The 26,174-nt window shown below is 68.0% G+C and carries 9 protein-coding genes; 6 read left to right on the forward strand and 3 right to left on the reverse strand.

Annotation, left to right across the window (positions count from 1 at the left end; all coding sequences use genetic code 11):
* The first annotated feature begins 46 nt into the window (after positions 1 to 46).
* The 5 genes from ACFIMZ_RS27980 to ACFIMZ_RS28000 all read left to right on the forward strand — a co-directional run bounded on the left by ACFIMZ_RS27980 (position 47) and on the right by ACFIMZ_RS28000 (position 6,826).
* Positions 47 to 1,543: a PLP-dependent aminotransferase family protein gene (locus ACFIMZ_RS27980; RefSeq protein WP_431822716.1), complete on the forward strand. Its 1,497-nt coding sequence runs from the start codon at positions 47 to 49 to the stop codon at positions 1,541 to 1,543.
* Positions 1,544 to 1,646: 103 nt separating this feature from the next.
* The gene (locus tag ACFIMZ_RS27985; protein ID WP_431822717.1) at positions 1,647 to 2,735 is read left to right on the forward strand and encodes an ABC transporter substrate-binding protein; all 1,089 of its coding nucleotides are present in this window, start codon (positions 1,647 to 1,649) and stop codon (positions 2,733 to 2,735) included.
* Between the two features lie 95 nt (positions 2,736 to 2,830).
* Positions 2,831 to 4,600, forward strand: coding sequence for an ABC transporter permease (locus tag ACFIMZ_RS27990; RefSeq protein WP_431822718.1), 1,770 nt, complete (start codon positions 2,831 to 2,833; stop codon positions 4,598 to 4,600).
* Positions 4,593 to 5,660 (forward strand): ABC transporter ATP-binding protein, encoded by a 1,068-nt coding sequence (locus tag ACFIMZ_RS27995; protein WP_431822719.1) that lies wholly within the window; start codon positions 4,593 to 4,595, stop codon positions 5,658 to 5,660. The genes ACFIMZ_RS27990 and ACFIMZ_RS27995 overlap by 8 nt, the downstream gene beginning before the upstream one ends.
* Positions 5,661 to 5,734: 74 nt before the next feature.
* Positions 5,735 to 6,826 carry a porin gene (locus tag ACFIMZ_RS28000; RefSeq protein ID WP_431822720.1) on the forward strand — a complete coding sequence of 364 codons (1,092 nt, stop codon included), beginning with the start codon at positions 5,735 to 5,737 and terminating at the stop codon, positions 6,824 to 6,826.
* 51 nt (positions 6,827 to 6,877) lie between these two features.
* On the opposite strand, the gene ACFIMZ_RS28005 is transcribed toward ACFIMZ_RS28000, so the two are convergent.
* Positions 6,878 to 7,843, reverse strand: coding sequence for a quinone oxidoreductase family protein (locus ACFIMZ_RS28005; RefSeq protein WP_431822721.1), 966 nt, complete (start codon positions 7,841 to 7,843; stop codon positions 6,878 to 6,880).
* A 26-nt stretch (positions 7,844 to 7,869) separates the two neighbouring features.
* Positions 7,870 to 8,121 (reverse strand): hypothetical protein, encoded by a 252-nt coding sequence (locus tag ACFIMZ_RS28010; RefSeq protein WP_431822722.1) that lies wholly within the window; start codon positions 8,119 to 8,121, stop codon positions 7,870 to 7,872.
* Positions 8,122 to 8,217: 96 nt separating this feature from the next.
* Between ACFIMZ_RS28010 and ACFIMZ_RS28015 the strand changes: the two genes are divergently transcribed.
* Positions 8,218 to 9,030 carry an AraC family transcriptional regulator gene (locus ACFIMZ_RS28015; protein ID WP_431822723.1) on the forward strand — a complete coding sequence of 271 codons (813 nt, stop codon included), beginning with the start codon at positions 8,218 to 8,220 and terminating at the stop codon, positions 9,028 to 9,030.
* Between the two features lie 149 nt (positions 9,031 to 9,179).
* Here ACFIMZ_RS28015 and ACFIMZ_RS28020 read toward each other — a convergent pair whose 3' ends face one another.
* Entirely contained in the window at positions 9,180 to 26,174 is a 16,995-nt protein-coding gene (locus tag ACFIMZ_RS28020; RefSeq protein ID WP_431822724.1) for an SDR family NAD(P)-dependent oxidoreductase, read from the reverse strand.

Below are 26,174 nucleotides of genomic sequence, written 5' to 3' on the forward strand. Positions count from 1 at the left end.
TGATATAAGCTGAAGGACCATTAATTCGAACCCTGACTGGACCACTATGACGCGAGGCAAAGCCGCGATTCCGCTCGATCTGCCGTGCCCGCCCGGGCTGTCGACGCAAAGCCCGCAGTCGAAGCAGGAATGCATTGCCGACGCGCTGCGCGACGCGATCCTGAAACGCCTGCTGCCCGGCGACAGTCCGCTGCCGTCCAGCCGGACCCTCGCCGCGCGATGGGGCGTGGCGCGGGGCACGGTCGAAGCGGCCTACGACCGGTTGTGCGCCGAGGGCTACATCGCGCGAACGCAAGGGTCCGGGTCGCGGGTGTGCGCGGTGGTGCCGGACAGCTACCTGCGCGCGTCCGCGCAGTCGCGGGAGAGCGGCCCCCGCCGCTCCGGCGCGGCCCACGAGCCGGCGGCAGCGATGGACACGGCCGCGCCCGAACACGCGGTGCGCCCGGGCGTGCCGTTCATCGCGCGGCTCGCCGATCCCGACTTGCTGCCGTTGCAGCAATGGAAGAAGACCGTCGGAACGAGCCTGCTTGCCGCCACGGCGAGCGACCTCTGTTCGACGCCGTCGCAAGGCGTCGAAAGCCTGCGCGCCGAAATCGCCGGCTACCTGCGCGAATACCGCGGCATCGCTTGCGAAGCCGACGACATCTTCATCACGACCGGCATCCGGCACTCGATCGATCTCGTCGCGCGCACCGTGCTCTCGCCCCGCAGCACGGTACTGATGGAAGATCCGGGCTACGCGTCGGCGTGGCAGATCTTCACGATGGCGGGCGCGACCGTGGTCGACGTGCCGGTCGACCGCGAAGGGATCGAGACGGCCGATCTGCACCGGCATCCCGATGCGCGCGCCGCTTACGTGACGCCCGCGCATCAGGCGCCGCTCGGCGTCACGATGTCGGTGTCCCGCCGGCTCGAACTGCTCGACTGGGCGCAGCGCAATCGGGCGTGGATCATCGAAGACGACTACGACGGCGAGTTCGGTTATCAGGCCGCTCCGCTTCCCGCATTGAAGTCGCTCGACACCTGCGATCGCGTGATCTACTGCGGCTCGTTCAACAAGACGCTGTTCTCCGGGCTGCGCGTCGGCTTCATGGTCGTGCCGGCGGAACTGCGGCCGGCGCTGTCGGCCGTGTGGCGCGTGACCGGGCGCGCCGTCAGCGTGACGCCGCAGCTCGCGCTGGCGCGCTTCATCGGAAGCGGCGATTTCGCGAAGCACCTGCGCGCGAGCCGTCACGCGTACCGCCACCGGCGCGACCTCGTGCTCGAGCAGCTGGCGAAACACGGCAACGGGCAGTACACGGTGTCGGGCGAGCACGCGGGCTTTCATTTCGTGCTGTGGCTGCCGCCCGGCATGGACGACGCGTCGTACGTCGCACGGGCCCAGGGGGCCGGCGTGTCGCTGCAGCCGATCCGCGGATTCTGCCGCAGCGCCGAACTCGCAGCGGGCGTGATCGTCGGCTATGCGGCCTTGACGGCCGCGCACGCGCGGCATGGCGGCCGGCTCCTCGGCAAGCTGCTGGCGCCGACCCCGGGAAATCCATGACACAAACCGCGTCATTGTGAACAGAAATGAAAGCAGGCTGAAAGTGCGCCGCAATTACCATCCGCGTCACTCGAACAACACAGACGCGCAATTGGAGGAAGACATGCCGTTCGCACCGAAGCACCTCGCCGCCATCCTGTCGATCGTCGCCGGCGCCGCCTGGGCGCAGGTTCCGGCCGGATATCCGGGCAGCTACCAGGGCGTCGTCGACGCCGCGAGGAAGGAAGGCAGGCTGATCGTCTATTCGACGACCGACACGGGCCTCGTGCGCCCGCTGATCAAGGACTTCGAAAGCCTGTACGGGATCAAGGTCGAATACAACGACATGAACAGCACCGAGCTGTACAACCGCTACATCAGCGAGAACGCGGCGAACAGCACCAGCGCCGACGTGCTGTGGAGCTCGGCGATGGACCTGCAGGTCAAGCTCGTCAACGACGGCCTGATGGCGTCGTACGAATCGCCCGAAAGCACCCACGTGCCGCAATGGGCGCAATACCAGAAGCTGGCATACGGCACGACGTTCGAGCCGCTCGCGAGCGTCTACAACAAGCGGCTGATTCCCGACAACGAAGTGCCCAAGACCCGCGCCGACCTGATCAAGCTGCTCGCCGCGCAGCCGGACAAGTTCAAGGGCAAGGTCACGACCTACGACATCGAGAAGTCGGGTGTCGGCTTCAACTACCTGACGCAGGACGCGCACGTGAACGAGAAGGTCACGTGGGAGCTCGTGAAGGCGATCGGCGCGACGGGCCCGAAGCTGCAGTCGAGCACCGGCGCGATGATGGAGCGGATCTCGTCCGGCGAGAACCTGATCGGCTACAACATCATCGGCTCGTATGCGTATGCGAAGGCGAAGAAGGACAAGTCGATCGGCTACGTGTTTCCGAAGGACTACACGCAGGTCGTGAGCCGCCTCGCGACGATCTCGAAGAAGGCGAAGAGCCCGAACGCCGCGAAGCTGTGGGTCGACTACCTGCTGTCGCAGCGCGGCCAGACGCTGATCGCGAACCAGGCGAACCTGTATGCGATCCGCGCGGACGTGAACGGCGAGACGTCGGCCGCGAGCCTGACGAAGGAACTGGGCGATTCGCTGAAGCCGATCCAGATCGGCACCGGCCTGCTCGTCTACCTCGACCAGTCGAAGCGCCTCGCGTTCCTCAAGCAGTGGCAACAGTCGATCAAGCGCTGATCGCCGCATAGCGCGTCGCCCGCATCGCGGGCGATGCCGCCTTCCCCTTTCCGACGACTCTCTTTATGCGGCCCGCGGGCCGCAGGGGCGAACTCATGCTTTCAACCAGCACACGCGGAGCGCCGCCGGCCGTTCCGCAACCCACCGGCGGCGGCGCGATTCCCGCGCTGCGCGCCAGCAGCCTGCAGCCGCTCGCCGGCATGCTGCGCTGGATCGTCATCGCGGTGCTGACCGTCGCGGTCGCGCTGCCGCTCGGCTTCATCCTGTTCCAGAGCCTGTTGTCCGCGCCGTTCTTCGACGCGAACCGCACGGTCGGCATCGACGGCTTCCGTTTCATCTTCAACGACCCCGACTTCTGGTCGGCCGTGAAGAACTCGTTCATCATCGCCGGCGGGATGCTGTTCATCTCGATCCCGCTCGGCGGCATCCTCGCGTTCCTGATGGTGCGCACCGACCTGCCCGGCCGCCGCTGGCTCGAGCCGCTGCTGCTCACGCCGGTGTTCGTGTCGCCGATGGTGCTCGCGTTCGGCTACGTGGTCGCGGTCGGTCCGGTCGGCTTCTACTCGGTGTGGTTCAAGGGGCTGTTCGGGGTTGAAAGCGTGCCCTGGAACATCTACTCGATCTTCGCGATCACGCTGATCGTCGGCCTCACGCACGTGCCGCACGTGTACCTGTACTCGTCGGCCGCGCTGCGCAACCTCGGCTCCGACGTCGAGGAAGCGGCGCGCGTCGCGGGCGCGCGGCCGTTTCGCGTCGCGCTCGACGTGAGCCTGCCGATGACGATGCCCGCGCTGCTGTTCGCCGGCGTGCTGGTGTTCTTCCTCGGCTTCGAGGTGTTCGGGCTGCCGCTCGTGCTCGGCGACCCGGAAGGCCACCTCGTGCTCGCGACCTACCTGTACAAGCTCACCAACAAGCTCGGCGTGCCGTCGTATCACCTGATGGCCGCGGTCGCGATCTGCATCGTCGCGATCACGTTCCCGCTCGTGCTGCTGCAGCGCCGTCTGCTGAAGACCGCGAACCGCTTCGTCACCGTCAAGGGCAAGGCCGGCCGCACGACCGTGCTGCCGCTCGGCGTGTGGCGCTGGGTCGCGCTCGCGATCGTTGCGCTGTGGCTTGCGCTGACCGTGATCGTGCCGATCTCCGGCATCGTGCTGCGCGCGTTCGTGACGAGCTGGGGCGAAGGCGTCGCGCTCGCCGAAGTGCTGACGCTCGCGAACTTCGTCGAGCTGTTCGAGCAGGACAACCTCGTGCGGGCGATCGTCAACACGCTCGGCATCGGCGTGATCGGCGGCGCGCTCGCGGTCGGCTTCTACTCGCTCGTCGCGTTCGCCGGCCACCGCCGTCACGACTGGGCGACGAAGCTGCTCGACTACCTCGTGCTGCTGCCGCGCGCGGTGCCGGGTCTGCTCGCCGGTCTCGCATTCCTGTGGATCTTCCTGTTCGTGCCGGGGCTGCGCGAAATCAAGAACTCGATGTGGAGCATCTGGATCGCGTACACGGTCGTGTGGCTCGCGTACGGGATGCGCCTGATCCAGAGCGCGCTGCTGCAGGTCGGGCCGGAGCTCGAGGAAGCCGGGCGCAGCGTCGGCGCGACGCGCGCACGCGTGTCGCTCGACGTGACGCTGCCGCTCGTGCGCTTCGGCCTGCTCGCCGCGTGGCTCCTGATCTTCATGATCTTCGAGCGCGAGTACTCGACCGCCGTCTACCTGCTGTCGCCCGGCACCGAAGTGATCGGCGCGCTGCTCGTGTCGCTGTGGGCGGCCGGCGCCGTCGACCAGGTCGCCGCGCTCTCTGTCATCAACATCGCGATGGTCGGCGCCGGTCTCGGCGTGGCCTTGCGCTTCGGAGTGAAACTTCATGGATAAGCTCATCGTCGACGATCTGCATCTGAGCTACGGCGCGAACCCGATCCTCAAGGGCGTGTCGTTCGAACTCAAGGCCGGCGAGGTCGTGTGCCTGCTCGGCGCGTCCGGCAGCGGCAAGACCACGCTGCTGCGCGCGGTCGCGGGCCTCGAGCAGCCGTCCGGCGGCCGCATCCAGCTCGACGACCGGGTGTTCTTCGACGGCGCGCGGCGCGTCGACCTGCCGGTCGAGCAGCGCTCGCTCGGGCTCGTGTTCCAGTCGTACGCGCTGTGGCCGCACCGCACCGTCGCCGACAACGTCGGCTACGGGCTGAAGCTGCGCCGCGTCGCGCCGGCCGAGCAGAAGCGCCGCGTGCAGAGCGCGCTCGACCAGCTCGGCCTCGGGCATCTCGCCGAGCGCTATCCGCACCAGCTTTCCGGCGGCCAGCAGCAGCGCGTCGCGATCGCGCGCGCGCTCGTCTACAACCCGCCGGTGATCCTGCTCGACGAGCCGCTGTCGAACCTCGACGCGAAGCTGCGCGAGGAAGCGCGCGCGTGGCTGCGCGAGCTGATCGTGTCGCTCGGGCTGTCGGCGCTCTGCGTCACGCACGACCAGACCGAGGCGATGGCGATGTCCGACCGCATCCTGCTGCTGCGCAACGGCCGCATCGAGCAGGAAGGCACGCCGGCCGAGCTGTACGGCGCGCCGCGCTCGCTGTACACGGCCGAGTTCATGGGCAGCAACAACCGGATCGACGCGCGCGTCGCGGCGGTCGACGGTGAATGCGTGACGCTCGCCGGCGACGGCTGGCAACTGCGCGCGCGCGCCCGCGACACGCTCGCGCCCGGCCAGGACGCGCAGGCCGTGATCCGCCTCGAGCGCGTGCAGGTCGCCGACGGCCCCGGCGCGAACCGGCTGCAGGCCGACCTCGTCACGTCGATGTATCTCGGCGACCGCTGGGAATACCTGTTCCATTGCGGCGACCTGCGGCTGCGCGCGTTCGGCCACGTGCCGCGCGCGGCCGGCCGGCACTGGCTCGAATTCCCGACCAACGACTGCTGGGCGTTCGCGACAGCGGGCTGACCCGCGCGGCGGCGCATCGTTCGCCGCCGCGCGCACCACGAATTCCCCTCACAACAAACCAGGAGACACCGTCAATGAAGTCTTGCGCAGCACGTTCCCTTCGCACAGCAGTACTAACCGGCTCGGCGGCCGCGGCGTGCGTCGCTGCCCCGCTCGCCCATGCGCAGTCGTCGGTCACGATCTACGGGATCATGGATGCCGGCATCGAATACACGAACCACGCGGCGCCCGAGGGCGGCAACGCGTTCAAGCTGAAATCCGGCAACAAGAACACGTCGCGCTGGGGGCTGCGCGGCGTCGAGGATCTCGGCGGCGGGCTGAAGGCCGTGTTCCGCCTGGAAAGCGGGATCGACCTCGCGAACGGCGCATTCGACGACGGCCCGGACTCGATCTTCGCGCGCCGCGCGACCGTCGGCCTGAAAGGCAAATGGGGCGAGCTCACGCTGGGCCGCAACTTCACCGTCACCTACGACTACATGCTGCCGTTCGACCCGATGGGCTACGCGCAGAACTATTCGTGGGCGACGTCGTCGACGGCGACCGGCGGCCGCAAGGACGGCCTGTTCACGCGCTCGTCGAACGCGGTGCGCTACGACGGCGAATACGCCGGCTTCAAGTTCGGCGCGATGTACGGGTTCGGCAACGTGGCCGGCAGCGTGAAGACCAGCTCGAAGTACGACTTCGCGCTCGGCTACGAGAAGGGGCCGTTCGCCGCGGTCGTCACGTTCGACCGCCAGAACGGCGCGGCCGACAGCGTCACGCCCGCCGATCCGGTCAACTACATCCAGGGCATCCACGCGGGCCTGAGCTACGACTTCGGCAACCTGAAGACGATGGCCGGCTACCGCAATTACCGGCGCACGTTCCGCACGACGGCGGCGAACCAGTTGAGCGACATGTATTGGGTCGGCGGGTCGTACCAGTTCACGCCGGCGTTCTCGCTGATCGCGGCCGTGTATCACCAGAACATCAAGGGCGGCACCGATGCCGATCCGACGCTGGTCTCGGTGCGCGCGAACTACGCGCTGTCGAAGCGCACGGTGCTGTATGCGTCCGGCGGCTTCGCGATCGCCAGGCACGGGCAGAAGGTCGGCGTGTCGCGCGACGTCGCGGGATACAGCGATACGCAGGTCGGGGCGACCGTGGGGATCCAGCAGCGGTTCTGAGCGTGACGGCGCAGCCGGTCGGCAGCATCGCGAACCGGCTGCGTCGCTGCGTCACGCATCCCCATGCATCACGAATACCGGGCGGACGAGACTGCTCGTGTCGCCCCAATACCGGTCGACATCCGCCAGCGGGACGGCGTGAGCGTCGATGTGCAGGCGCGCCGGCTCGACCGCGTCGAACACTGCGCGCGCCGCGTCCAGCAGGCGCGGCAGCGCAATGCTCCCGATGCCGCTGCCCATCAGCGTGATCGCGGTCGCGCGCAGCACCGCGCCGGGCAGCAGCACCTCGGCGCCGCTGATCGAGCCGATCTGCACGAAGCGCAGCGGCCGGCCTTCCGGCGTCGCCTTCGCCGCCGACACCAGCAGCGCCCGCGCGCTGGCGCCCCACAGATAATCGAGCACGACGTCCACGCCCGCGCGGAAATGCGGTTCGAGCGCGCGCGCGAGGTGCGCGTCGTCCTGCTGCAGCGACACCACGACGTCCGCCCCCGCCGATTGCAACGCCGCCAGCGCCGCCGCGTTGCGTCCGGTGGCGATCACCTTCGCCGCGCCCAGGTGCTTCGCGATCCGCACGGCCAGCCGCCCGGACGCGCCCGTCGCGCCATTGACCAGCACGGTCTCCCCGGCCGCCATGCGCGCCCGCTCCGTCAGCGCGGCCCATGACGACATTCCCGGGATCGCGATCACGGCAGCGGTGACATCATCGAGCGCGTCAGGCAGCGGCACGCATTGCGCGTCGGGCACGACCGTGCGCTCGGCCATCGCACCAAACGGCGCGACCGGGCCGAAGAAATACACACGCTGTCCGTCCTCGAGGCGTCCGGCGCCGTCGACGCCTGCGACGAACGGAAAGCCGCCCGTCGAAGAATAGTGCGAGCCGGACGCCCGGGCCTGCGCAAGCCGGCTCAGGGCGGACGCGGTCACGTCGATCAGCCGGTGGCCGGGCAACGCGTGCGGCGACTCGAACTCGGCATGAACGGGGCGCTCGCCCGCTCCATTGACGATTGCGGCTTTCATCGGTGCGCCTTCAGATGACTGCGCCATCATCGTGCGTCGACCCAAGCCCGCAGCGCGGCGTCGCGGAGCTCGAACACGTCGAACAATCCGAGCGCACGCAGGGCCGGCAGCACGTCGGCGGCATCGGCCGCCGCAAGCGACCGCTCGGCCTCGTCCGCGTGCGGGTCGGTCAGCACCCGCGCATTCGCGAGAAAGGCGCCTACGCTGCCCTTGCGGATCATCGTGCCGTTGAGGTCAAGCTGATTGTCGTGGTCGGGAAGCATTTCGTCGGCTCGCATCGCGCGCCCTCCTGAAGTGTTGGACATGCATGCAGTGTATGGATGCAGATTCGGCCAGACTCCGGTATAAACGCCATTCGATACCGCAAACCAGCCATGCCTGACGATCCGCTTCTTCCCGCCGGCCTCGTGACGTCTTCCGACGGCCCGTTCGTCGCCGCCGCCGAACTGACGCAGCGCGACGCGCGCGTGACCGCGCCGCATCGCCATGCGCGCGGCCAGTTGGTCGGCGCGCTGACCGGCCTGCTGTCGCTCGGCCTCGACGACCAGGACTGGGTCGTGCCGGCTGTCCATGCAATCTGGATTCCGCCGCATTGCGTGCATTCGCTGCGGTCGTTCGGGCCGTTCTCCGGCTGGAGCGTGTTCGTCGCGGAACCGCGCTGCGCATCGCTGCCGCAAGCGCCGCGCGCGATCCGCACCTCCGCGCTGCTGCGCGAGGCGGTGCGGCGCGCGGCAAGCTGGCACGGCGGCGCGCTCGACGCGGCGCAAACGCGCGTGGCGGAAGTGATCCTCGATGAAATCGCGGCGTCGCCGCCGGTCACGCTCGGCCTGCCCCGCCCGCGCGATCCGCGGGTCGGACGGATCGCCGATGCGTTGAGCGTCGATCTCGCGGACAACCGCCGGCTCGAGGAGTGGGCGGCCTGGGCAGGTATCGCGCCGCGCACGCTGAGCCGGCGCTTCGTCGCCGAAACGGGGCTGACGTTCGCACAATGGCGGCAGCAGGCACGCCTGCTGCGCGCGCTGGAAAGGCTGGCCGACGGCGTGTCGGTCACGACGATCGCGCTCGATCTCGGCTACGACAACGTGAGCGCGTTCATCGACATGTTCCGCCGCACGTTCGGCACGACGCCGGGGCGGTATCCGACCGCCGAACGGCCCGCGTCGCCGCCGGACACGCCGGACAGGTAAGCGCCGGCGCGCGTCGGCACGGACCGCTCCCGGTCCGTGCCGCGCGGCCCGCCTCCCGCTTGAACTGCGCCGCCGGCCGCAGCGTGCAGCAAGTGAAATGAAAAGCGCTCCATCCGGCGCGCCGGGGACCATGCAACGGTTTGGCCACGTCAAACGACATCCTCGAGCGGGTCCACCGCGGTCAGGTAGGCATCGCGGCGGGCGCGGATCACGTCGTCGAATCCGCCGCGCGACCAGGCGGCCGGGTCGTGCGACAGCAGCGACAGCAGACGCAGGTAGCCGTCGAACATGTCCCGCACCATCTCCGGTGCGTAGACTCCGTTGGCGAAATCCCAGTGGCATTCCAGACGCTCGCCGGTCTCGCTGCTCAGGTTGTCGAGGTGCACCTGCGGCGTCCGGCTTTGTCCCTCGCCCAGCGTGAACTGCGTGCCCGGCAGCGTGTGCCGCGTGATCTGGTTCGTGAACACCACCGGATAACCCTGGCGCTTCCCGCGCTCTCGCATCATCACTCGGCGCAGCACCTGCAGACCGCTGACCGGACGGTGCGACAGGTCCTCCGCGTGTTCGCGCGCCACGCGCGATACGCGCTCCCCGAAGTCCAGTGGCTCGCTGTCGCGGCTGGCCCAACTCAAGGTTGTGAAGTCGCCCACCACCCGATCGATGTCCGCATGCACCGGCAAGCGCTCCCAGCCCGGCACCACCACCGACAATGGCTGGTGGCCATTCCATGCGTACAGCACCTCCAGATACGCGCTCAGCAGCACCAGCCCCGGGGCCACGCCGCGCGACGCCGCCTGCTGCTTCAGCGCCGCCCAGCCGTTCAGCTCCCCGCTGATCCGGCGATGCGTGTCGGGGTTCGTCGAGCTCGACTGTTGCGGCAAGGCCGGGCCGGCCGGCAAGGTCGTGAACTTCCGGTTCCAGTACGCCAGGCTCGCCGCATGGGCCGCGTCGTGGCGGTAGTGCTCGACCGCGCGCTGGTATGCGCGGAAGCTCAGCGCGGGAGGCGGTTCCAGCGGGGCTTGCTCGTAGAGCTGGATCAGTTCGGCCAGCAGCTGGCCAATGCTGCTGCTGTCGACCAGCATCAGGTCGAAACACACGTGCACGCAGGCTCGATCGCCTTCGGTCAGCGATACCGATACGTTGACGTAAGGCCAGCCGCCCAGACGCATCCCGTGGCTGAGCAGATCGCGCCGGGTGGCGGCCAGCGCCGTGCCGCGCTGCTCCGGCGTGGATTGACGGAGATCCGTCACCACGATGGCGCTTCGCGAGACCTTCGGCTGCACGCGCTGGCTGCCGTCGGCTTCGATCACCGTGCGTAGCGCCGGGTGGCGCGCGATCAGGCTGTCCATCGCCTGCTCCAGACGCGTCATGTCCAGACGGTCGATCCATAACGCCTGATAGAACTGGCATGCGCCGCCGTCCGGCAGGCTCGCGTCCCGGCCGAATGCGTACGCTTGTTGCTGGTCTGTCAGCGTGAATGGAGCGAATGGATCTTCCTGTTCGGCTTCGGTCAGGTAGGCGGACAGTTTGGCTGTGGCAGGGGTTGATTTGGCTCCCGCGACAAAGGATGCAGCACCAACCGGCTTCCAGTCCGCACGACCGGCCGCCAACGCCGCCAGCGCTTGCGCATAGGCGTCGAACATCGCCTGCGCCACGCCCGGTGCAAAGTACCCTTCCGCCACATCCCAGCTGCAATCCAGCCCGGCTTCGGAATCACGCAACTGGTGGTCCAGATACACCTGTGGCGTTTGGTTCACCACGTACCCCAACTCGCCCAGATGAGTCAGCGGCTCGCTCACCACCTCACTGCCCAGCATCGAGGTGAACACCACCGGCAACGTCGTCGGCACCGCACGGCCCGCCTTCCTCCGCAATTGCCGCAGCACCTGAATACCGCTCACGCTGCTGTGTTCCAGCGCGTTCCAAAGCTGTCCATGGTGAGCGCGCACCGTCGTGTCGAAATCATCGCCCTCCTGTGAATCAACCACGAACAGCAGCGACGAAATCGCCGGCCCCACCAGTTCCCGCACCTGCGGATGCAGCGGCGGACGATTGAAGTACGTCAGGACCAGCGTGAACGACGGGCCCTCGCTCCATGCACGCAACACCTCGGCAAACACGCTCAGCGTCAGTGCCGTCGGTGAAACACCCAGCGTGCTCGCCTTCGCCTGCAACGCGCGCCAACCTTCCGCAGGCAAGCGGTAAGTCAGCCGGGTCCGTTTCAACGCGGCGTCGCCCTCCGGCAACACGGCAGCGCGCGGCAACGCCGGCCCGCCCGGCAGATGCGTCAAGCGCTCCAGCCAGTACGCCACGTCCCGCTGATACCGCGTGGAGCCTTCATATGCCTTCATCGCCAGCACGTAATCGCGGAACGTCAGCGCCAGCGGCGTCAGGCTCCGCTCCGGGTCCGCGTACAAGCGGTCCCATTGACGCATCAACGTATCGACCGACAAGCCATCGACGATCAACTCATCGATGCTGAAGTGAATTCGATAGCGGCCCTCGTCCAGAATCGCCACACGGATGTCGAACAACGGCCATTCGTCTCCCGCGAACACCCGGTGTTCCATCGTCTCCCGCAACACATCCGCCTTGAAGCGGCGTTCCGCATCGGCGAGCCGGCGCAGGTCGACCACCTTGAAGCGATAGTCGCGAACACTTGGCAAGACTCGCTGCTGGCTGCGATCGATAAAGACCGTGCGCAACATGTCATGGTGCGAAACCAGACGGTTCCAGGCACGGTTCAACTGGAAAATATCGAGCGAGCCAGCGACATTGATTTCCGCGTAGATATGCGCACCGATCCGGTCGCCGCCAATCGTTGCCTGTCGCCCGAGCAGGAATGCCTCCTGCATGTCGGTCAGCGGGAACGGCTCGTGACGTGCGGCCGGGTCGGGCGACCAGACCGGCAGGATCGGTTCGGTGGCTGCGCTGCTGGCTTGCGATCCCCGTTGCACGCCGCTGAGATGCTTGGCCAAGTCAACGACCGAACGGCTGGAATCCGCGATCCACTCCAGCCCGATCGCGCTTTGCAACGCGGTCTCAAGCCGGTACTTCAGTTCCATCGCCGCGATCGAGTTGTAGCCCAGCGTCTGCAAGGATTTGCGGCGCGGCAACTCGGCCAGCGGAATACCCAGTGCAGCCGCCACCGCTTGCGCGACCACCTCTTCGATTCCATTCTCAGCAATGCCGGACGCGGAATGCGTCGGCTCTGCGTTGCTCGATTCCGCGTGGCTCGGCGGCGGCACCTCACCCGATACCGGCGTGCCGTAGTGAATCGGATAAACCGTCGGCGCGAACGGATAGGTCTCCCATTCAATCCGACGCCCACCGCCTTCACCGTGCAGCCGGTCCCAAACCACGTTCCCGCCCTGCGCCCAATACAACGCCAGCCCTTCCAGATTGCGCTCGCTCACCATCGCCGCCGCCAGCGACTCTCCCGCCTGACCGCCGAACAGCACCTGCAACGATTCCGCCGACGTTTCATCCGGACCGTGGCAGACCGTACCGCCCACCGTCTCCGTCCCGTCCAGCCATGCGCGCAGGTTCGCGCACAAAACTTCCCGCGTCGACGCCACCACCGCCAGCCGGCGATCCATCGCTTCCCGGCCGATCTGCAACGTATAGGCCAGATCCGCCAGATCCACGCCGCCCTCACGCTCCAGCCGATGCAGCGCACGCTCGGCCACGACCCGCAACCGCTCGTCGGTGCGCGCCGACCACACGAACAGGAACGGTCCCGCCGGAACCAGCCCATCGCGCATCGACTCACGCTGGCGCGCATGCTCCTCGACCACCACGCTGACGTAGGTCCCGCCCGCCGCGAACGAATTGATCAGCGCCCGCCTCGGCTGCGGCACGCCATCCGCATCCGTCATCGGCGTCCACGCCGCCAGTTCGCGTTGCAGCACGAACGGCGTTTCATCGAGCCGAATCTGCCGGTTCGGCTCGCCGACATCGAGCAGCGGCGCCAGTTCGCCATGCCGCATCTGCTGCACCACCTTTGCCAGCTGCGCGATGCCGGAAGCCAGTTCCGGATGCCCAAGATTGGACTTGACCGCGCCGACCGCCACCTGACGGCCCGCCGAACGCAGCCCGCCGAATACGCTATTCAGCGCCGCCACCTCGATCGCATCGCTCAAGGCCGTACCGGCCGCCGCCGCTTCGATCCAGCCGATGCTCTCCGGCCCAACGCCCGCGCGGCGCAAGCTTTCGCCAATCACCTTCGCCTGCGCCTTCGGATTCGGCACCGCGTAGCGCTGCGACCGCCCGCTATGCTGGGTCGCCGTCCCCTTGATGACGGCCATGATCGGATCGCCGTCGGCCAGCGCCCGGCTGAGCGGTTTCAGCAACACCGCGCCGACCGTCTCCGCCGGCAGATGGCCGTCGCCGTCAGTGAAACTGCGGCTCTCCAGACGGCTGCCGACCAGTTGAACCTGGCTCAGGCCGACATACTTCTGCGGCGACAGCGTCAGGTTCACCCCGCCCGCCACGGCCAGCGCGCACTCGCCTTGCTGCAGGTCGCGGCAGGCCAGATGCAGCGCCATCATCGCCGACGAGCACATGGTGTCGATGGCGATGCTCGGCCCCTCGAAATTGAAGAAGTGCGAGATCCGGTTGGCGATCGCGCTCGATGCCGACAGCGACGCGATGACCGTGTCGCCGTCGGCGGCCGGTTCGGCCAGTTGCACCATCGCGCCCACGTAGACGCCCACCCGCCCCTGATAGCGCCGCTGCAAACTCTCGCGGGTGTAGCCGGCACGCTCCAGCAAGGTCCACGTGGTTTGCAGGAAGAGACGCGCCTGCGGATCCAGCGCCTGCGCCTCGCGAGGCGAGATGTTGAAGAACAGCGCGTCGAACCGGTCGACGCCGTCGATGAAGCCGCCCCACTTCGTGTAGCTCTTGCCCGGGCGAGCCTTGCGGGGATCGTACCAGGGCGTCATGTCCCAGCGGTCTGCCGGTACTTCGGTCACGCAATCGCGGCCCGCCCGCAGGTTTTCCCACAGCACGTCGGGATCGTCGGCCTGAGGGAAGCGGCCCGCAAGACTGATGATCGCGATCGGTTCGGGGGCGGACCGGGTTTCTGTCGTCGCCGAAGCCAATGCCGCCGGCTGGTTCGGCAAGCGGGCCGGGGCGGCCAGTCGGGTCGCCAATGGCATTGGCCTGGTTGATGCCGATGCCGATGCCGATGCCGATGCCGATGCAACAGTCTGGACCACGTGCGCGGACTCATCGACGGCCAGCAGCGCGCCGAACTTCTCCGCGTACCGACTACTCAAGTGCCGCGCCAGTTCATCCAGCGTCGGGTACTCGAAAAACACCGTCGGCGGCAGGTCCAGCTGGAACTCGCGATTGAGCCGGTTGCCCAGATCCGTCAGCATGATCGAATCGAAGCCGTACTGGCTCAACTCGACATCGCCCTTGATCGCCTCCAGCCTGAGTTTCGTCTGCGCCGATATCACGCCGGCCAGCAGTGACGTGATGCGCGCGACCGGTCCGGCAAGATCGCTTGTCGCGTGCGACGTCGCCGCGCTGGATGACGGCGTACCGGATGACACCGTCCGAGATGCTGTGGCGGGCAGCTCCCTACGCGCGTCGGCCGGTGCCGGTTCGTCTGCCAGCAGACGCCTGACGCGAGCCGGATCGCCTTCGAGCACCGCCACCTGATCCAGCCCGGTGCCCCATGCCCGGTACAGCGCCTCGATCCCGCTTTCCGTGCGCAGCGCCACCAGCCCCGTTGCGCGCTCCAGCGACGCTGCCGTCGCCGCGTCCACCTTCATCCCGCCTTCTCGCCACAGCGGCCAGTTCAACGACAGCGTCCGCCCGTGACGCTCGCCCAATGCCACCAGGCTGTTGCGATAGCCCGCGTAGCTGTCCATGAAGCCGTTCGCCGCCGCGTAGTCGCTCTGCCCTACGTTGCCCTTCACCGCCGAGATCGACGAAAAACAGATCAGCCAGTCGAGCGGGACATCGCGGCTCGCTTCGTCCAGATTCACCAGCCCCGCCACCTTCGCCGACAGCACCTCGCGCAGCACGTCCGGCTTCTTGCCAGTCAGCAAGCCGTCGCGGATCACGCCCGCGCCGTGCACGATGCCGTTCAGCGCCTGATGTTCTTCCTGAATCTGCAGAACCAGTTGTCGTACCGCTTCGCGATCCGATACATCCAGTGCGTGATACACGACCGTCGCGCCCAGCGCTTCCAGCTCGCGAACCAGCGACCGGTTCGATTCATCCGACAGGTCGCTCCATTCGCGCCGACCTGTCAGCACCAGCGTGACGCATCGCGCGCGCGTTGCGATTTCCTTCGCGAAGATTCGGCCCAGTCCGCCCAGGCCGCCGGTGATCAGATAAACGCCGCCGTCCTTCCACGGCATCACCGGCTCAGCGACCGTCACCTCACGCCAGCCCAGCACGTGCCGCTCGCCGTCCGTGTAGCGAATCCGCACGTCATCCGTGCTACGAGCGTTCTCACGCAGTCGCGCAGCCAGTACATCAGTCGCTTCGCCCTGCGCAGCCTCGATCAACTGACCCACGAACTTCGCGTTCTCCAGCCGTGCACTCCTGAGCAAGCCCGCGAGCCCCGACGACACTTGCCCCGCCCCTGAACCCGGCACCACCACCTGAAGCAGCACGCGCTCGTTCCGTTTCTCGGCGAACAACGTCTGCAACTGCGCCAACACGAATTCCGCCTGCGCCGCGTAATCCTCCGGCAAGCGTTCGCAACGCACACCCAGTTGCGCCGACAGCGCGTCGCCATCCACCTCGCGATCACCCAGCAACACCAGATGGCTCGTCACTTCAACCGGATCGCCCTCCACCGCCGCGACCTGCCAGGCAGGCTCCAGCAACAAGGTCTGCGGCGTCGACACCTCACCGCCAACATCCAGCGTCCGCACCGACAATCCAACAAACCGCACGCACACCCGCCCCGTGTCATCGCACAGATCCAGATCGAACTTCCGCACCCGGTCGTTCACCTGACTTTCATCGCTCGGACGCGCCACCACCCACATCGCCTCGCGACACGCATCATGGATTTCCAGCGACTGCAACGCGAACGGCAATGCCAGCCGATCGTTGCCGATACCCGCTCGCATCAGCAGCGCGGCCGGTGTGGTCACCACCGCGTCAAGCATGCTCGGATGCAGCAGATAACGCATCCGGTCACCCAAGGCAACAGCCGGCATCCTCAATTGCGCCAGCACCTGTCCTTCGCCCAGATACAGCGCCTGCACCGCGCGCAAGTGAGGTCCCAGCGACAAGCCCTTTTCATGGAACATCGCGTAGAAATCCGCTGCCGCGACCTCCCCCGCGCGGCACGCCGCGCGCACGGCATCCAGATCAATGCGCGCGTCGGCAACCGTCTCCGACACCGCCACGCCCTGGCTATAAACCACCCGCTCGCCGCTCTCGGCATCCACGCCGTGCAGCGTATACGCCAGCCCGCCATCCGCTTCCGGACGCACGCCGACATGCACCTCCAGCCCAGCTTCGCCCACCAGAATCGGCCGCGAGAACACCACGTTCCGCAACTGCAGGCCGTTCACCCCGACACCGCCGTCCATCGACAATGCCTCGCCCAGCGCGGTACGCGCCATCTCCAGATGCGCGACACCCGGCAGCATCTTCCTGCCTCGCACGACGTGATCCGCCAGCCACGGCTCCTGCCCGCTCAACACCGACGTAAACCGCTGTTCCGCCAGATTCGACGTATTGCGGTGAACCAGCGGATGCAACACGGCCAGCGCGGCATCGCCGCTTGCCGCTCTGGCATCCGGCGCCAACGCGGCCCAATAACGCTCTTTCGCGAACGGATATACCGGCAACCGAAGCCGCTGCGGACGCGCATCCCCATACATCCGCAGCCAGTCGACATGCAACCCCTTCACCCACAGTTCCAGCAGCCTGTCGTACTTGCCTTTCTCCAGCCACGCTTCCACCATCCGCGCGGCGTCCTCGTCCGACGCGAACAGCGCCAGCTCCTGCTTGTGCCGACGAACCTCTCCGCGATACACGTCATCGATACCCGCCTCGTCCGCCAGCACCGCATCCAGCTTCGCCGCCAGTTCCTCCACCGACGTCACCGCCACCGCCAGCCGCGCGTCCATCGCTTCCCGGCCAACCTGCAACGTATATGCCGCATCCCCGAGGTTTGCCGCCGTCACCCAACCCGCGTCGATCGCCCCGCGCAATTGCGCCACCCGTTCGCGCAGCCGCTCCGGATTCCGTGCCGACAGCACCACCAGCGCCGGATGGTCCGCATCGACCACCCACGACGCCCGCACATCCTTCGGCTGATACTCCTCCAGCACCACGTGCGCGTTCACCCCGCCGAACCCGAACGACGACACCCCCGCCCGCCTCGGCAACGCCCGCCCTTGCGCATCGCGCGGCGCCACCCATTCCCGCGCCTCGCGCACGATGTCGAACGGGCTGCCCTTCAGGTCGATATACGGATTCACCGTCTCGCAATGCAGGCTCGGCGCCAGCGTCCGGTGCCGCATCTGCATCAGCACCTTGATCACCCCCGCCACCCCCGCCGCCATTTCCAGGTGGCCGATGTTCGTCTTCACCGAACCGATCCCGCAATGCGTCTCGCGCACCTGCGCATCGCCCGTCGCCGCATACAGATCGCGGAACGCCATCTTCAAACCGTTGACCTCGACCGGGTCCCCGAGCGGCGTCCCCGTGCCGTGCGCTTCCATATAGCCAACCGTACGCGGATCGATGCCCGCCTCGCGAAACGCCGTCTTGATCAACTCCGCCTGCGCGTTCGGATTCGGCGCGGTCAGCGAATTCGCGCGACCGCCATGGTTCTCCGACGTCCCGCGCACGATCGCATAGATATGGTCCCCGTCGCGCTCCGCCGCCGACAGCCGCTTGAGCAGCAGCATGCCGACACCTTCGCCGCGCGCATAACCGTTCGCCTGGTCCGAGAAGGTCTTGCAGCGGCCATCCACGCTCAACATGCCGGCCTTGCTGAAACTGATATGCGGATTGGGACTGACGATCGTGTTCACGCCGCCGACGATCGCCATGTCGGACTCGCCGCTGCGGATCGACTGCACGCCGCGATGGAGCGCGACCAGCGCGCTCGAACAGGCGGTTTCCACCGGTTCGCTGGGACCGCGCAGGTCCAGGAAATAGCTCATCCGGTTCGGCCCCACCGATTGCACGCCGCCCGTGATCGTATAGCCCTCGATCGGCACCTGGGCGCGCGACACGACGTCGAGATAGCCGGTCGTCCCGGTGCCCGCCAGGATCGCCGTGCGGCTGCCGGCGAGGCTCGCGGGCGCATGCCCGGCATCCTCGATGCAGTTCCACACATGCAGCATCAGGAGCCGCTGCTGCGGATCCATCACCTCCGCCTCCTTCGGCGAAATGCCGAAGAACAGCGGATCGAAGTGCCCGACGCCGTCGATGAAGCCCCCCCACTTGATGTTGGTCTTGTTGACCTCCTTCGTCGGGTCGCCCCACGTTGCGCGCCAATCCCAGCGGTCAGGCGGGATCTCCGACATGCAGTCCCGGCCCTCGCGCAGGTTGGTCCAGAACTGGTCGAGATCGTCGGCCATCGGGAAACAGCCGCTCATGCCGACGATCACCACCGGATCGTCAACCGGCGGCGCCGCCGCTGCCGCGACGGCATTCACGCCGAAGCGCGAACGGATGGCGATGCCGGACTGCGCCGGCATGCGGTCCGCACGCGCGACCGGATGCGCCGCTGGTTCCGGCCGCGCGGCCACCTCAAGGCGCGCCGCCAGCGTGGCGTGATGCGCGTCGCTCAGGTGACGCGCGAAACGGTTCAGGGTCGGGTATTCGAAGAACACCGTCGGCGCGAGCGCGAGCCCGTAGTCCTGATTCAGCCGGTCGACGAATTCCGCCAGTTGCAAGGAATCGAAACCGTAGCTGCTCAGTTCGGCATCGCCGTTGATTTCCGTCGCCTTCAGCTTGAGCTGCCGGGCCGCGGCCTGGCCCAGCATGCGCGTCACTTTTTCCAGCAGTTGCGGCGCGCGCTCCGTCGCGGCAACCACCGCCACCGGCACGGCAACGGGCGCCGCGCCGGGTGCGGACGCAACGACCGGCGCGGCAGCGGTCGCCACGCCCAGCGCGTTGACCAGTTGAGCCGCGTGCTCGTCGCGCAGATGGCGCGCCAGACTATTCAACGTCGGATGCGCGAAGAAAATCGTCGGGTCGAGGCTCAGCCGGAGATCCTGATTGAGCTGATTGACGAAATCGGTCAGCAGCAGCGAATCGAAGCCATAGCGGGTCAACTCGGCGTCTTGATTGATCTCGCTCACCTTGATCTTCGATAGCTTGCTGGCCGTCTGGGCCAGCATGCGCCGAATCTTGTCGAGCAGTTCACCCCCCTCCGCGACTGGCTGGGAGGACACGGCAACGGGAGCGGTACGCGCGTCGGCCGGCGCCGGTTCGTCTGCCAGCAGACGCCTGACGCGAGCCGGATCGCCTTCGAGCACCGCCACCTGATCCAGCCCGGTGCCCCATGCCCGGTACAGCGCCTCGATCCCGCTTTCCGTGCGCAGCGCCACCAGCCCCGTTGCACGCTCCAGCGACGCTGCCGTCGCCGCGTCCACCTTCATCCCGCCTTCTCGCCACAGCGGCCAGTTCAACGACAGCGTCCGCCCGTGACGCTCGCCCAATGCCACCAGGCTGTTGCGATAGCCCGCGTAGCTGTCCATGAAGCCGTTCGCCGCCGCGTAGTCGCTCTGACCTACGTTGCCCTTCACCGCCGAGATCGACGAAAAACAGATCAGCCAGTCGAGCGGGACATCGCGGCTCGCTTCGTCCAGATTCACCAGCCCCGCCACCTTCGCCGACAGCACCTCGCGCAGCACCTCCGGCTTCTTGCCAGTCAGCAAGCCGTCGCGGATCACGCCCGCGCCGTGCACGATGCCGTTCAGCGCCTGAAGTTCTTCCTGAATCTGCAGAACCAGTTGTCGTACCGCTTCGCGATCCGATACATCCAGTGCGTGATACACGACCGTCGCGCCCAGCGCTTCCAGCTCGCGAACCAGCGACCGGTTCGATTCGTCCGACAGGTCGCTCCATTCGCGCCGACCTGTCAGCACCAGCGTGACGCATCGCGCGCGCGTCGCGATTTCCTTCGCGAAGATTCGGCCCAGTCCGCCCAGGCCGCCGGTGATCAGATAAACGCCGCCGTCCTTCCACGGCATCACCGGTTCAGCGACCGTCACCTCACGCCAACCCAGCACGTGCCGCTCGCCGTCCGTGTAGCGAATCCGCACATCGTCCGCGCTACGGGCGTTCTCACGCAGTCGCGCAGCCAGTACATCAGTCGCTTCGCCCTGCGCAACTTCGATCAACTGACCCACGAACTTCGCGTTCTCCAGCCGCGCACTCCTGAGCAGGCCCGCGAGCCCCGATGACACTTGCCCCGCCCCGGAACCCGGCACCACCACCTGAAGCAGCACACGCTCGTTCCGCTTCTCGGCGAACAACGTCTGCAACCGCGCCAACACGAACTCCGCCTGCGCCGCGTAATCCTCCGGCAAGCGTTCGCAGCGCACACCCAGTTGCGCCGACAGCGCGTCGCTATCCACCTCGCGATCGCCCAGCAGCACGAGCGAGTCCGTCATCTCAACCGAGTCGCCCTCCACCGCAGCGACCCGCCAGGCAGGCTCCAGCAACAACGTCTGCGGCGTCGACACCACTGCCTCGTCCCCGGCATCCAGCGTCCGCACCGACAACCCGACAAACCGCACGCACACCCGCCCCGTGTCATCGCACAGATCGAAATCCAGCTTCTGCACCCGGTCGCTGGCCTGGCTGCCCGCGCTGAAGCGTACATACGACCACATCCGCGCGGTCGTCGGCGCCAGAATCTCCAGCCGCTCCAGCGCAAACGGCAAGCCCAGCCGCGTATCGACTTCGCCCGCCGCGATCAGCAGCCCCATCGACGCCTGCAGCGCGCCATCCATCATGCTGGGGTGCAACACGAACCGCCCGGCCTGATCGGCGAGCGCATCCGGCAGTTCCAGCCGGGCCAGCGCCTGCTGGTCGCCAAGCTGAATCTCGCGAATCGCCCGGAAGCTCTCGCCAAGCATCAGCCCCTTGGTCGCGAATGCCGCGTAGCACTGTTCCGCCGTCGCCACCCGCATGCCGCACGCGGCCCGCAACGCGCCCAGATCGTGCCGCGACTCGGCCGGCTCCGCGAATTCGATTCCACCCTGACTGTGAATCGCCGGCTCGCCCGCCTCCGTCTTCTGATAGATGCGATACAGGATCCGTCCGTCGGCATCGGGCACGAGCCCGACATGAAAGTTTTCCGGCGCCTGCCCGACCGCGATCGGCCGCGAAAACAGCACCTGTTGCAGGCAGATGCCCACCGGTGCGCGCTCATCCAGTTCGAGCGCCATGCACACCGCCGCCCGCGCCATTTCCAGCTGGGCCACGCCGGGCAGCACCTTGACGCCGCGCACGATGTGCTCCGCCAGGAAAAACTCCCGCCCCGTGAACGTCGTGCTGAAACGTTGTTCCGACAGCGTCGACGAATTGCGCTGCAGCAGCGGGTGCAATGCCGCGGCCCCCGCCGTCGCGGCGACGGCGCGTCCGCCGTCCTGCGGCACCCAGTAGCGCTCCCGCGCGAACGGATAGGTCGGCAGGCCGATCCGGCGCGGCATCGTCGTGCCGTACAGCTGAGACCAGTCGAGCGTCACGCCTTTCACCCACAGTTCGGCCAGCTTGCCGAGCTTGCCGCGCCGGATCCACTTGCCGATCGCTTCCTGCAGCTCCTCATCGGCTGCGAACACCGCGACGAGTTCCTTCTGCCGCTTCGCTTCGCCCCGGTACAGGTACTCGATCGCGGCCTCGTCGGCCAGATAGCGCGCGAGCTTGTGCCGCAACTCGTCCATCGTGCCGACCACGCACGCGAGCCGCGCCTCCATCGCGTCGCGACCGACCTGCAGCGTGTACGCGAGGTCCGCCAGATCGGCGTGCCCCAGTCCTTGCCGCTCGATCGCGTCCAGCAGTTGCCGCGCGCGTTCGCGCAGGCGTTCGTCATTGCGCGCCGACAGCACGATCAGCACGGGCCCCGCGCCCGGCGCCGCGCGCGTGACGTCGCCCGCCACATACTCTTCCAGCACGACATGGGCGTTCACGCCGCCGAAGCCGAACGACGACACCCCCGCGCGCCTCGGCAGCGGCCGGCCCGCCGCGTCGTGAATCGGCAGCCACTCGCGTTTCTCGCGCACCACGTAGAACGGACTGCCGTCGAGTTCGACATACGGATTGAGCGTGTCGCAATGCAGGCTCGGCGCGAGCGTCCGGTGCCGCATCTGCATCAGCACCTTGATCACGCCCGCGACGCCCGCCGCCAGTTCCAGGTGACCGATGTTCGTCTTCACCGAACCGATCCCGCAACGGGCTTCCGGCAGGGTCTCGCCGCGCTCGCCCGCCAGTTCCTGGAACGCGGTCTTCAGCCCCTGCACCTCGATCGGATCGCCCAGCGACGTTCCCGTGCCGTGCGCCTCGATATAGCCGATCGTCGCGGGATCCACGCCGGCCTGCCGGATCGCGGTCTTGATCAGGTCGGCCTGCGCGCGGGGATTCGGCGCGGTCAGCGAGTTGGCCTTGCCGCCGTGGTTCTCCGCGGTGGCGCGCACGAGCGCGTAGATCCGGTCGCCGTCGCGCTCGGCGGCCGACAGCGGCTTGAGCACCAGCATGCCGACGCCTTCGCCGCGCACATAGCCGTTCGCCTGGTCCGAGAAGGTCTTGCAGCGCCCATCCGGGCTCAACATCCCTGCCTTGCCGAAGCTGACGTGGATCTCCGACGAGATCAGCGTGTTGACGCCGCCCGCGACGGCCAGCGTGCATTGCCCGGATTGCAGCAGTTCCACCGCCCGGTGAATCGCCACCAGCGAACTGGAACAGGCCGTCTCCACCGGTTCGCTCGGACCGTGAAGATTCAGCAGGAAGCTCATCCGGTTCGGGCCGACCGACGCGACCGCGCCCGTCGACGAATAGCCCTCGATGGCCTCGCCCGCCTGTCGCAGCAGCGCGGAATAGCCACTCGCGCTGGTGCCGATGATCAGCGCGGTCTGGCTGCCGGACAGGCTCTGCGCCGCATAACCGGCGTCCTCGATCGCCGCCCACACGTGCGTCATCAGCAGGCGCTGCTGCGGGTCCATCGTTTCCGCTTCGCGCGGCGAAATGCCGAAGAACTGCGGATCGAACTCATCCAGGCCGTCGATCACGCCGACCTGCCGGGTCAGGCTCGCGCCCGCCGTCGAACCGCCCGCGAGCGCGTCGGCGTCCCAGCGATGCGCGGGCATCTCGCCGATGCAGTCGCGCCCCGCCTCCAGATTCGCCCAGAACGTGGCGACGTCGGCCGCCTGCGGAAAGCATCCGCTGACGCCGATGATCGCCACGGGTTCGGCCATCGCATTCGCCGTCCCCGTCACGCGCGCGCCGACAGGCGGCACCGGGCCCGGCATCCGGCCGCGCCGACGACGACGCGTCGGGGGCGTCGGCTCGATCAGCGGCATCGGCGTCGCGACCGCTTCCTCGCCGCTCGTCCGCGCCGGACCCGCAACGCTGAAATGGCGCAGCATGGCCGCCTGCTGCGCTAACGCCAGGTACTCGGCCAGCCGCGCCAGCGTCGAGTGCTCGAACAGCACGGTCGGCGTCAGTTCGAGGCCGTAGCACTGGTTCAGCGTGTTGGCGAACGTCGTCAGCGAGACCGAATCGAAGCCGAATTCATCGAGCGACGTTTCGCCGTCGAGGTCCTCCAGCTTGAATTTCAGCTGCTCGGCAACCCGCGCGGTCAGCGCCGCCAGGATCTGGCCGCGCAACTCGTCCGCGTCGGACACGTCGGACGCATCCGGCATCGCGTCAACGGGCGCCGGCACGGCCGCCGCCGGCGTCGTGTCCAGCAGCGTGCGCCGGATCCGCTCGGCGTCGCCGTGCATCACCGCGAGCTGCGGCAGCGCCAGCGTCAGCGCCTGTTGCAGCGCGGCCAGCCCCGCCGCCTCGGGCAGCGGCGTCACGCCGGCCTGCGTCCGCATCTGTTCGAGCGCCCCGGCGGACATGCGCATCCCGCCGTCCGCCCACAGCGGCCAGTTCACCGCCACCGTGTGGCCGTGGCGCCGCCCTTGCGCGACGAGCCAGTTGCGCCGGTGCGCATAGGCATCCATGAAACCGTTGGCCGCCGCGTAATCCGCCTGTCCGGCATTGCCGAGCAACGCGACCATCGACGAGAACAGCACGAAGTGCTTCAGCGCCGTGTCGCGTGTCGCGACGTCCAGGTTGATCAACCCGCCGACCTTCGCCGCCAGCACGGCGCGCAGATCCCCGACCGTCTTCGCATGCAACGCACCGTCCCGCAGCACGCCCGCCGCATGGAACACGCCGTCGAGCCGGCCGTGGCGCGCGAGGATCGCGGCCACCAGCCGCTGCGTCGCGGCGGCGTCCGTCACGTCGACCTGCTGATAGTCGAGCGCATCCGCGCGCGCGCTCAGCCACGCGCGTTGCGCGTCGTCCGGCGCGGACCGGCCCGCCAGCACCACCTTGCAGCCCTGTTCGACCAGCGCGTTCGCGCATAGCCGGCCAAGGCCGCCCGCGCCGCCCGTGATCAACACCACGTCGCCGGTTGCCCAGCACGGCCGCGTCGCCGCAGCCGCATCGACCACGTCGAATCCGGCGCGCTGCCACACGCCGCTTCGCTCGCGCAGGTCCTGCTCCGCGCGATCGGCCTGCCGGAGAATCCCGGCCGCCAGCTCGTCCACGGTGCGTGTCGCGTCGAGCCGCAGTTGCTGCGTTTCGAGACGCGGATGCTCAAGGTGCGCGCTTTTCAGCAGGCCGCTCAGACCATGCAGCAGGCCATCCGCTTCGTCGTCGTCCGGCAGCGCCAGTTGCACTCGCAGGCGGCCGGCCGGATGCGCGGCCAGCAGCGCCTGGAGCCGTGCCAGCAGCTGGCCGGCGAGATCGGTATAGCGGTCCGCCGTCGCGGCTTGCGCGCTGTGCAGTTCAACGCACTCCACGTCGGGCAGCACGGCCCGGACGCGGGCGGCCAGATCCGGCGACGGCAGCCCCGCCAGCAAGACCAGGTGATGCGCCCATCCGGACGCCAGTCGCGCGTCGCGCGGCGGCTGCCAGGCGGGCGCGAGCAGCACGGTCTGTCGCGCGGCGTCCACGCGCGTCACGACCCGGCTGCCATAGCCGTCGAGTCGCGCGACGAGCCTGCCCTCCGGGTCAACGACGCTCAGGTCGAACTTCCGTACCGTATCGTTGCTGTCACCGGATTCCCGGACGATCACCGTCGCCGTGGGCGGAAGCGGCGCGAACACGCGCAGGCGGTCGATCGTCCACGGCAGCAGCAGGCGCTCGCCGCCCGCCAGCTCCGCGTCGGACGCCAGGCCGATACCCGCCTGCAATGCGCCGTCCAGCAGGCTCGGGTGCAGCAGATAGGCGGCGCGGTCCGCGTCCACGCATGCCGGCAGCGCGATCTCCGCGACAGCCGCGCGTCGCCCTTGCGCGTCGCGCCCGGCGCGGACCGAGCGCAGCACCTGATGCGCCGGCCCGTATTGCAGGCCCATCCGCGAGAACGCCGCATAGCAGTCGGCCGGCGCGATCTCCCGTGCGCCATCCAGCACCGGCGGCGGTTCCGTGACGAGCGGCGTCGCGGATGCGTCGACCCGCACCCGTCCCCGGCTGTGCACGATTTCGTCGTCGCCCGCCTCGGTCAGGATCTCGAACGATACGGTGCCGTCGGCTTCCGCCGTCAGAGCGATCCAGACCGTCAGCGCGGCATCGGCGAGCGCGATCGCCCGCTCGAACACCACCGCTTCGAGCGTGACGCTGAACGCGTCGACCGGCAGTTCCAGTGCCCGCCTCACGGCCTCGCACGCCATCTCCAGGTGCGCGGCGCCGGGCAGCACCTTCACGCCGCGCACGAGGTGGTCGGCCAGCCATGGTTCGTCGCCATTGAACTCGGTGCAAAAGCGCTGTTCCGCCAGCGTCGACACGTTCCGCTGCAACAGCGGATGCAGGTGCTCGGGCACGCCGCGTCCGGCGCCGCCTTCGTGGTATTGCCGCATCAGGTCCAGCGCATGCGTGTGCGAGAGCCGGCGGCTTTTGATTTCCTGGAGTACGTAGTGCAGAAAGTTCAT

The sequence above is a fragment of the Burkholderia sp. F1 genome, from assembly GCF_050813845.1.
Classification (GTDB): Bacteria; Pseudomonadota; Gammaproteobacteria; order Burkholderiales; family Burkholderiaceae; genus Burkholderia; species Burkholderia ubonensis.

Excerpts from the sequence above, each read along its gene's own strand:
- ACFIMZ_RS27980 (WP_431822716.1), top strand. The coding sequence starts at position 47 with ATGACGCGAGGCAAAGCCGCGATTCCGCTCGATCTGCCGTGCCCGCCC.
- ACFIMZ_RS27985 (WP_431822717.1), top strand. The coding sequence starts at position 1,647 with ATGCCGTTCGCACCGAAGCACCTCGCCGCCATCCTGTCGATCGTCGCC.
- ACFIMZ_RS27990 (WP_431822718.1), top strand. The coding sequence starts at position 2,831 with ATGCTTTCAACCAGCACACGCGGAGCGCCGCCGGCCGTTCCGCAACCC.
- ACFIMZ_RS27995 (WP_431822719.1), top strand. The coding sequence starts at position 4,593 with ATGGATAAGCTCATCGTCGACGATCTGCATCTGAGCTACGGCGCGAAC.
- ACFIMZ_RS28000 (WP_431822720.1), top strand. The coding sequence starts at position 5,735 with ATGAAGTCTTGCGCAGCACGTTCCCTTCGCACAGCAGTACTAACCGGC.
- ACFIMZ_RS28005 (WP_431822721.1), bottom strand. The coding sequence starts at position 7,843 with ATGAAAGCCGCAATCGTCAATGGAGCGGGCGAGCGCCCCGTTCATGCC.
- ACFIMZ_RS28010 (WP_431822722.1), bottom strand. The coding sequence starts at position 8,121 with ATGCGAGCCGACGAAATGCTTCCCGACCACGACAATCAGCTTGACCTC.
- ACFIMZ_RS28015 (WP_431822723.1), top strand. The coding sequence starts at position 8,218 with ATGCCTGACGATCCGCTTCTTCCCGCCGGCCTCGTGACGTCTTCCGAC.
- ACFIMZ_RS28020 (WP_431822724.1), bottom strand. The coding sequence starts at position 26,174 with ATGAACTTTCTGCACTACGTACTCCAGGAAATCAAAAGCCGCCGGCTC.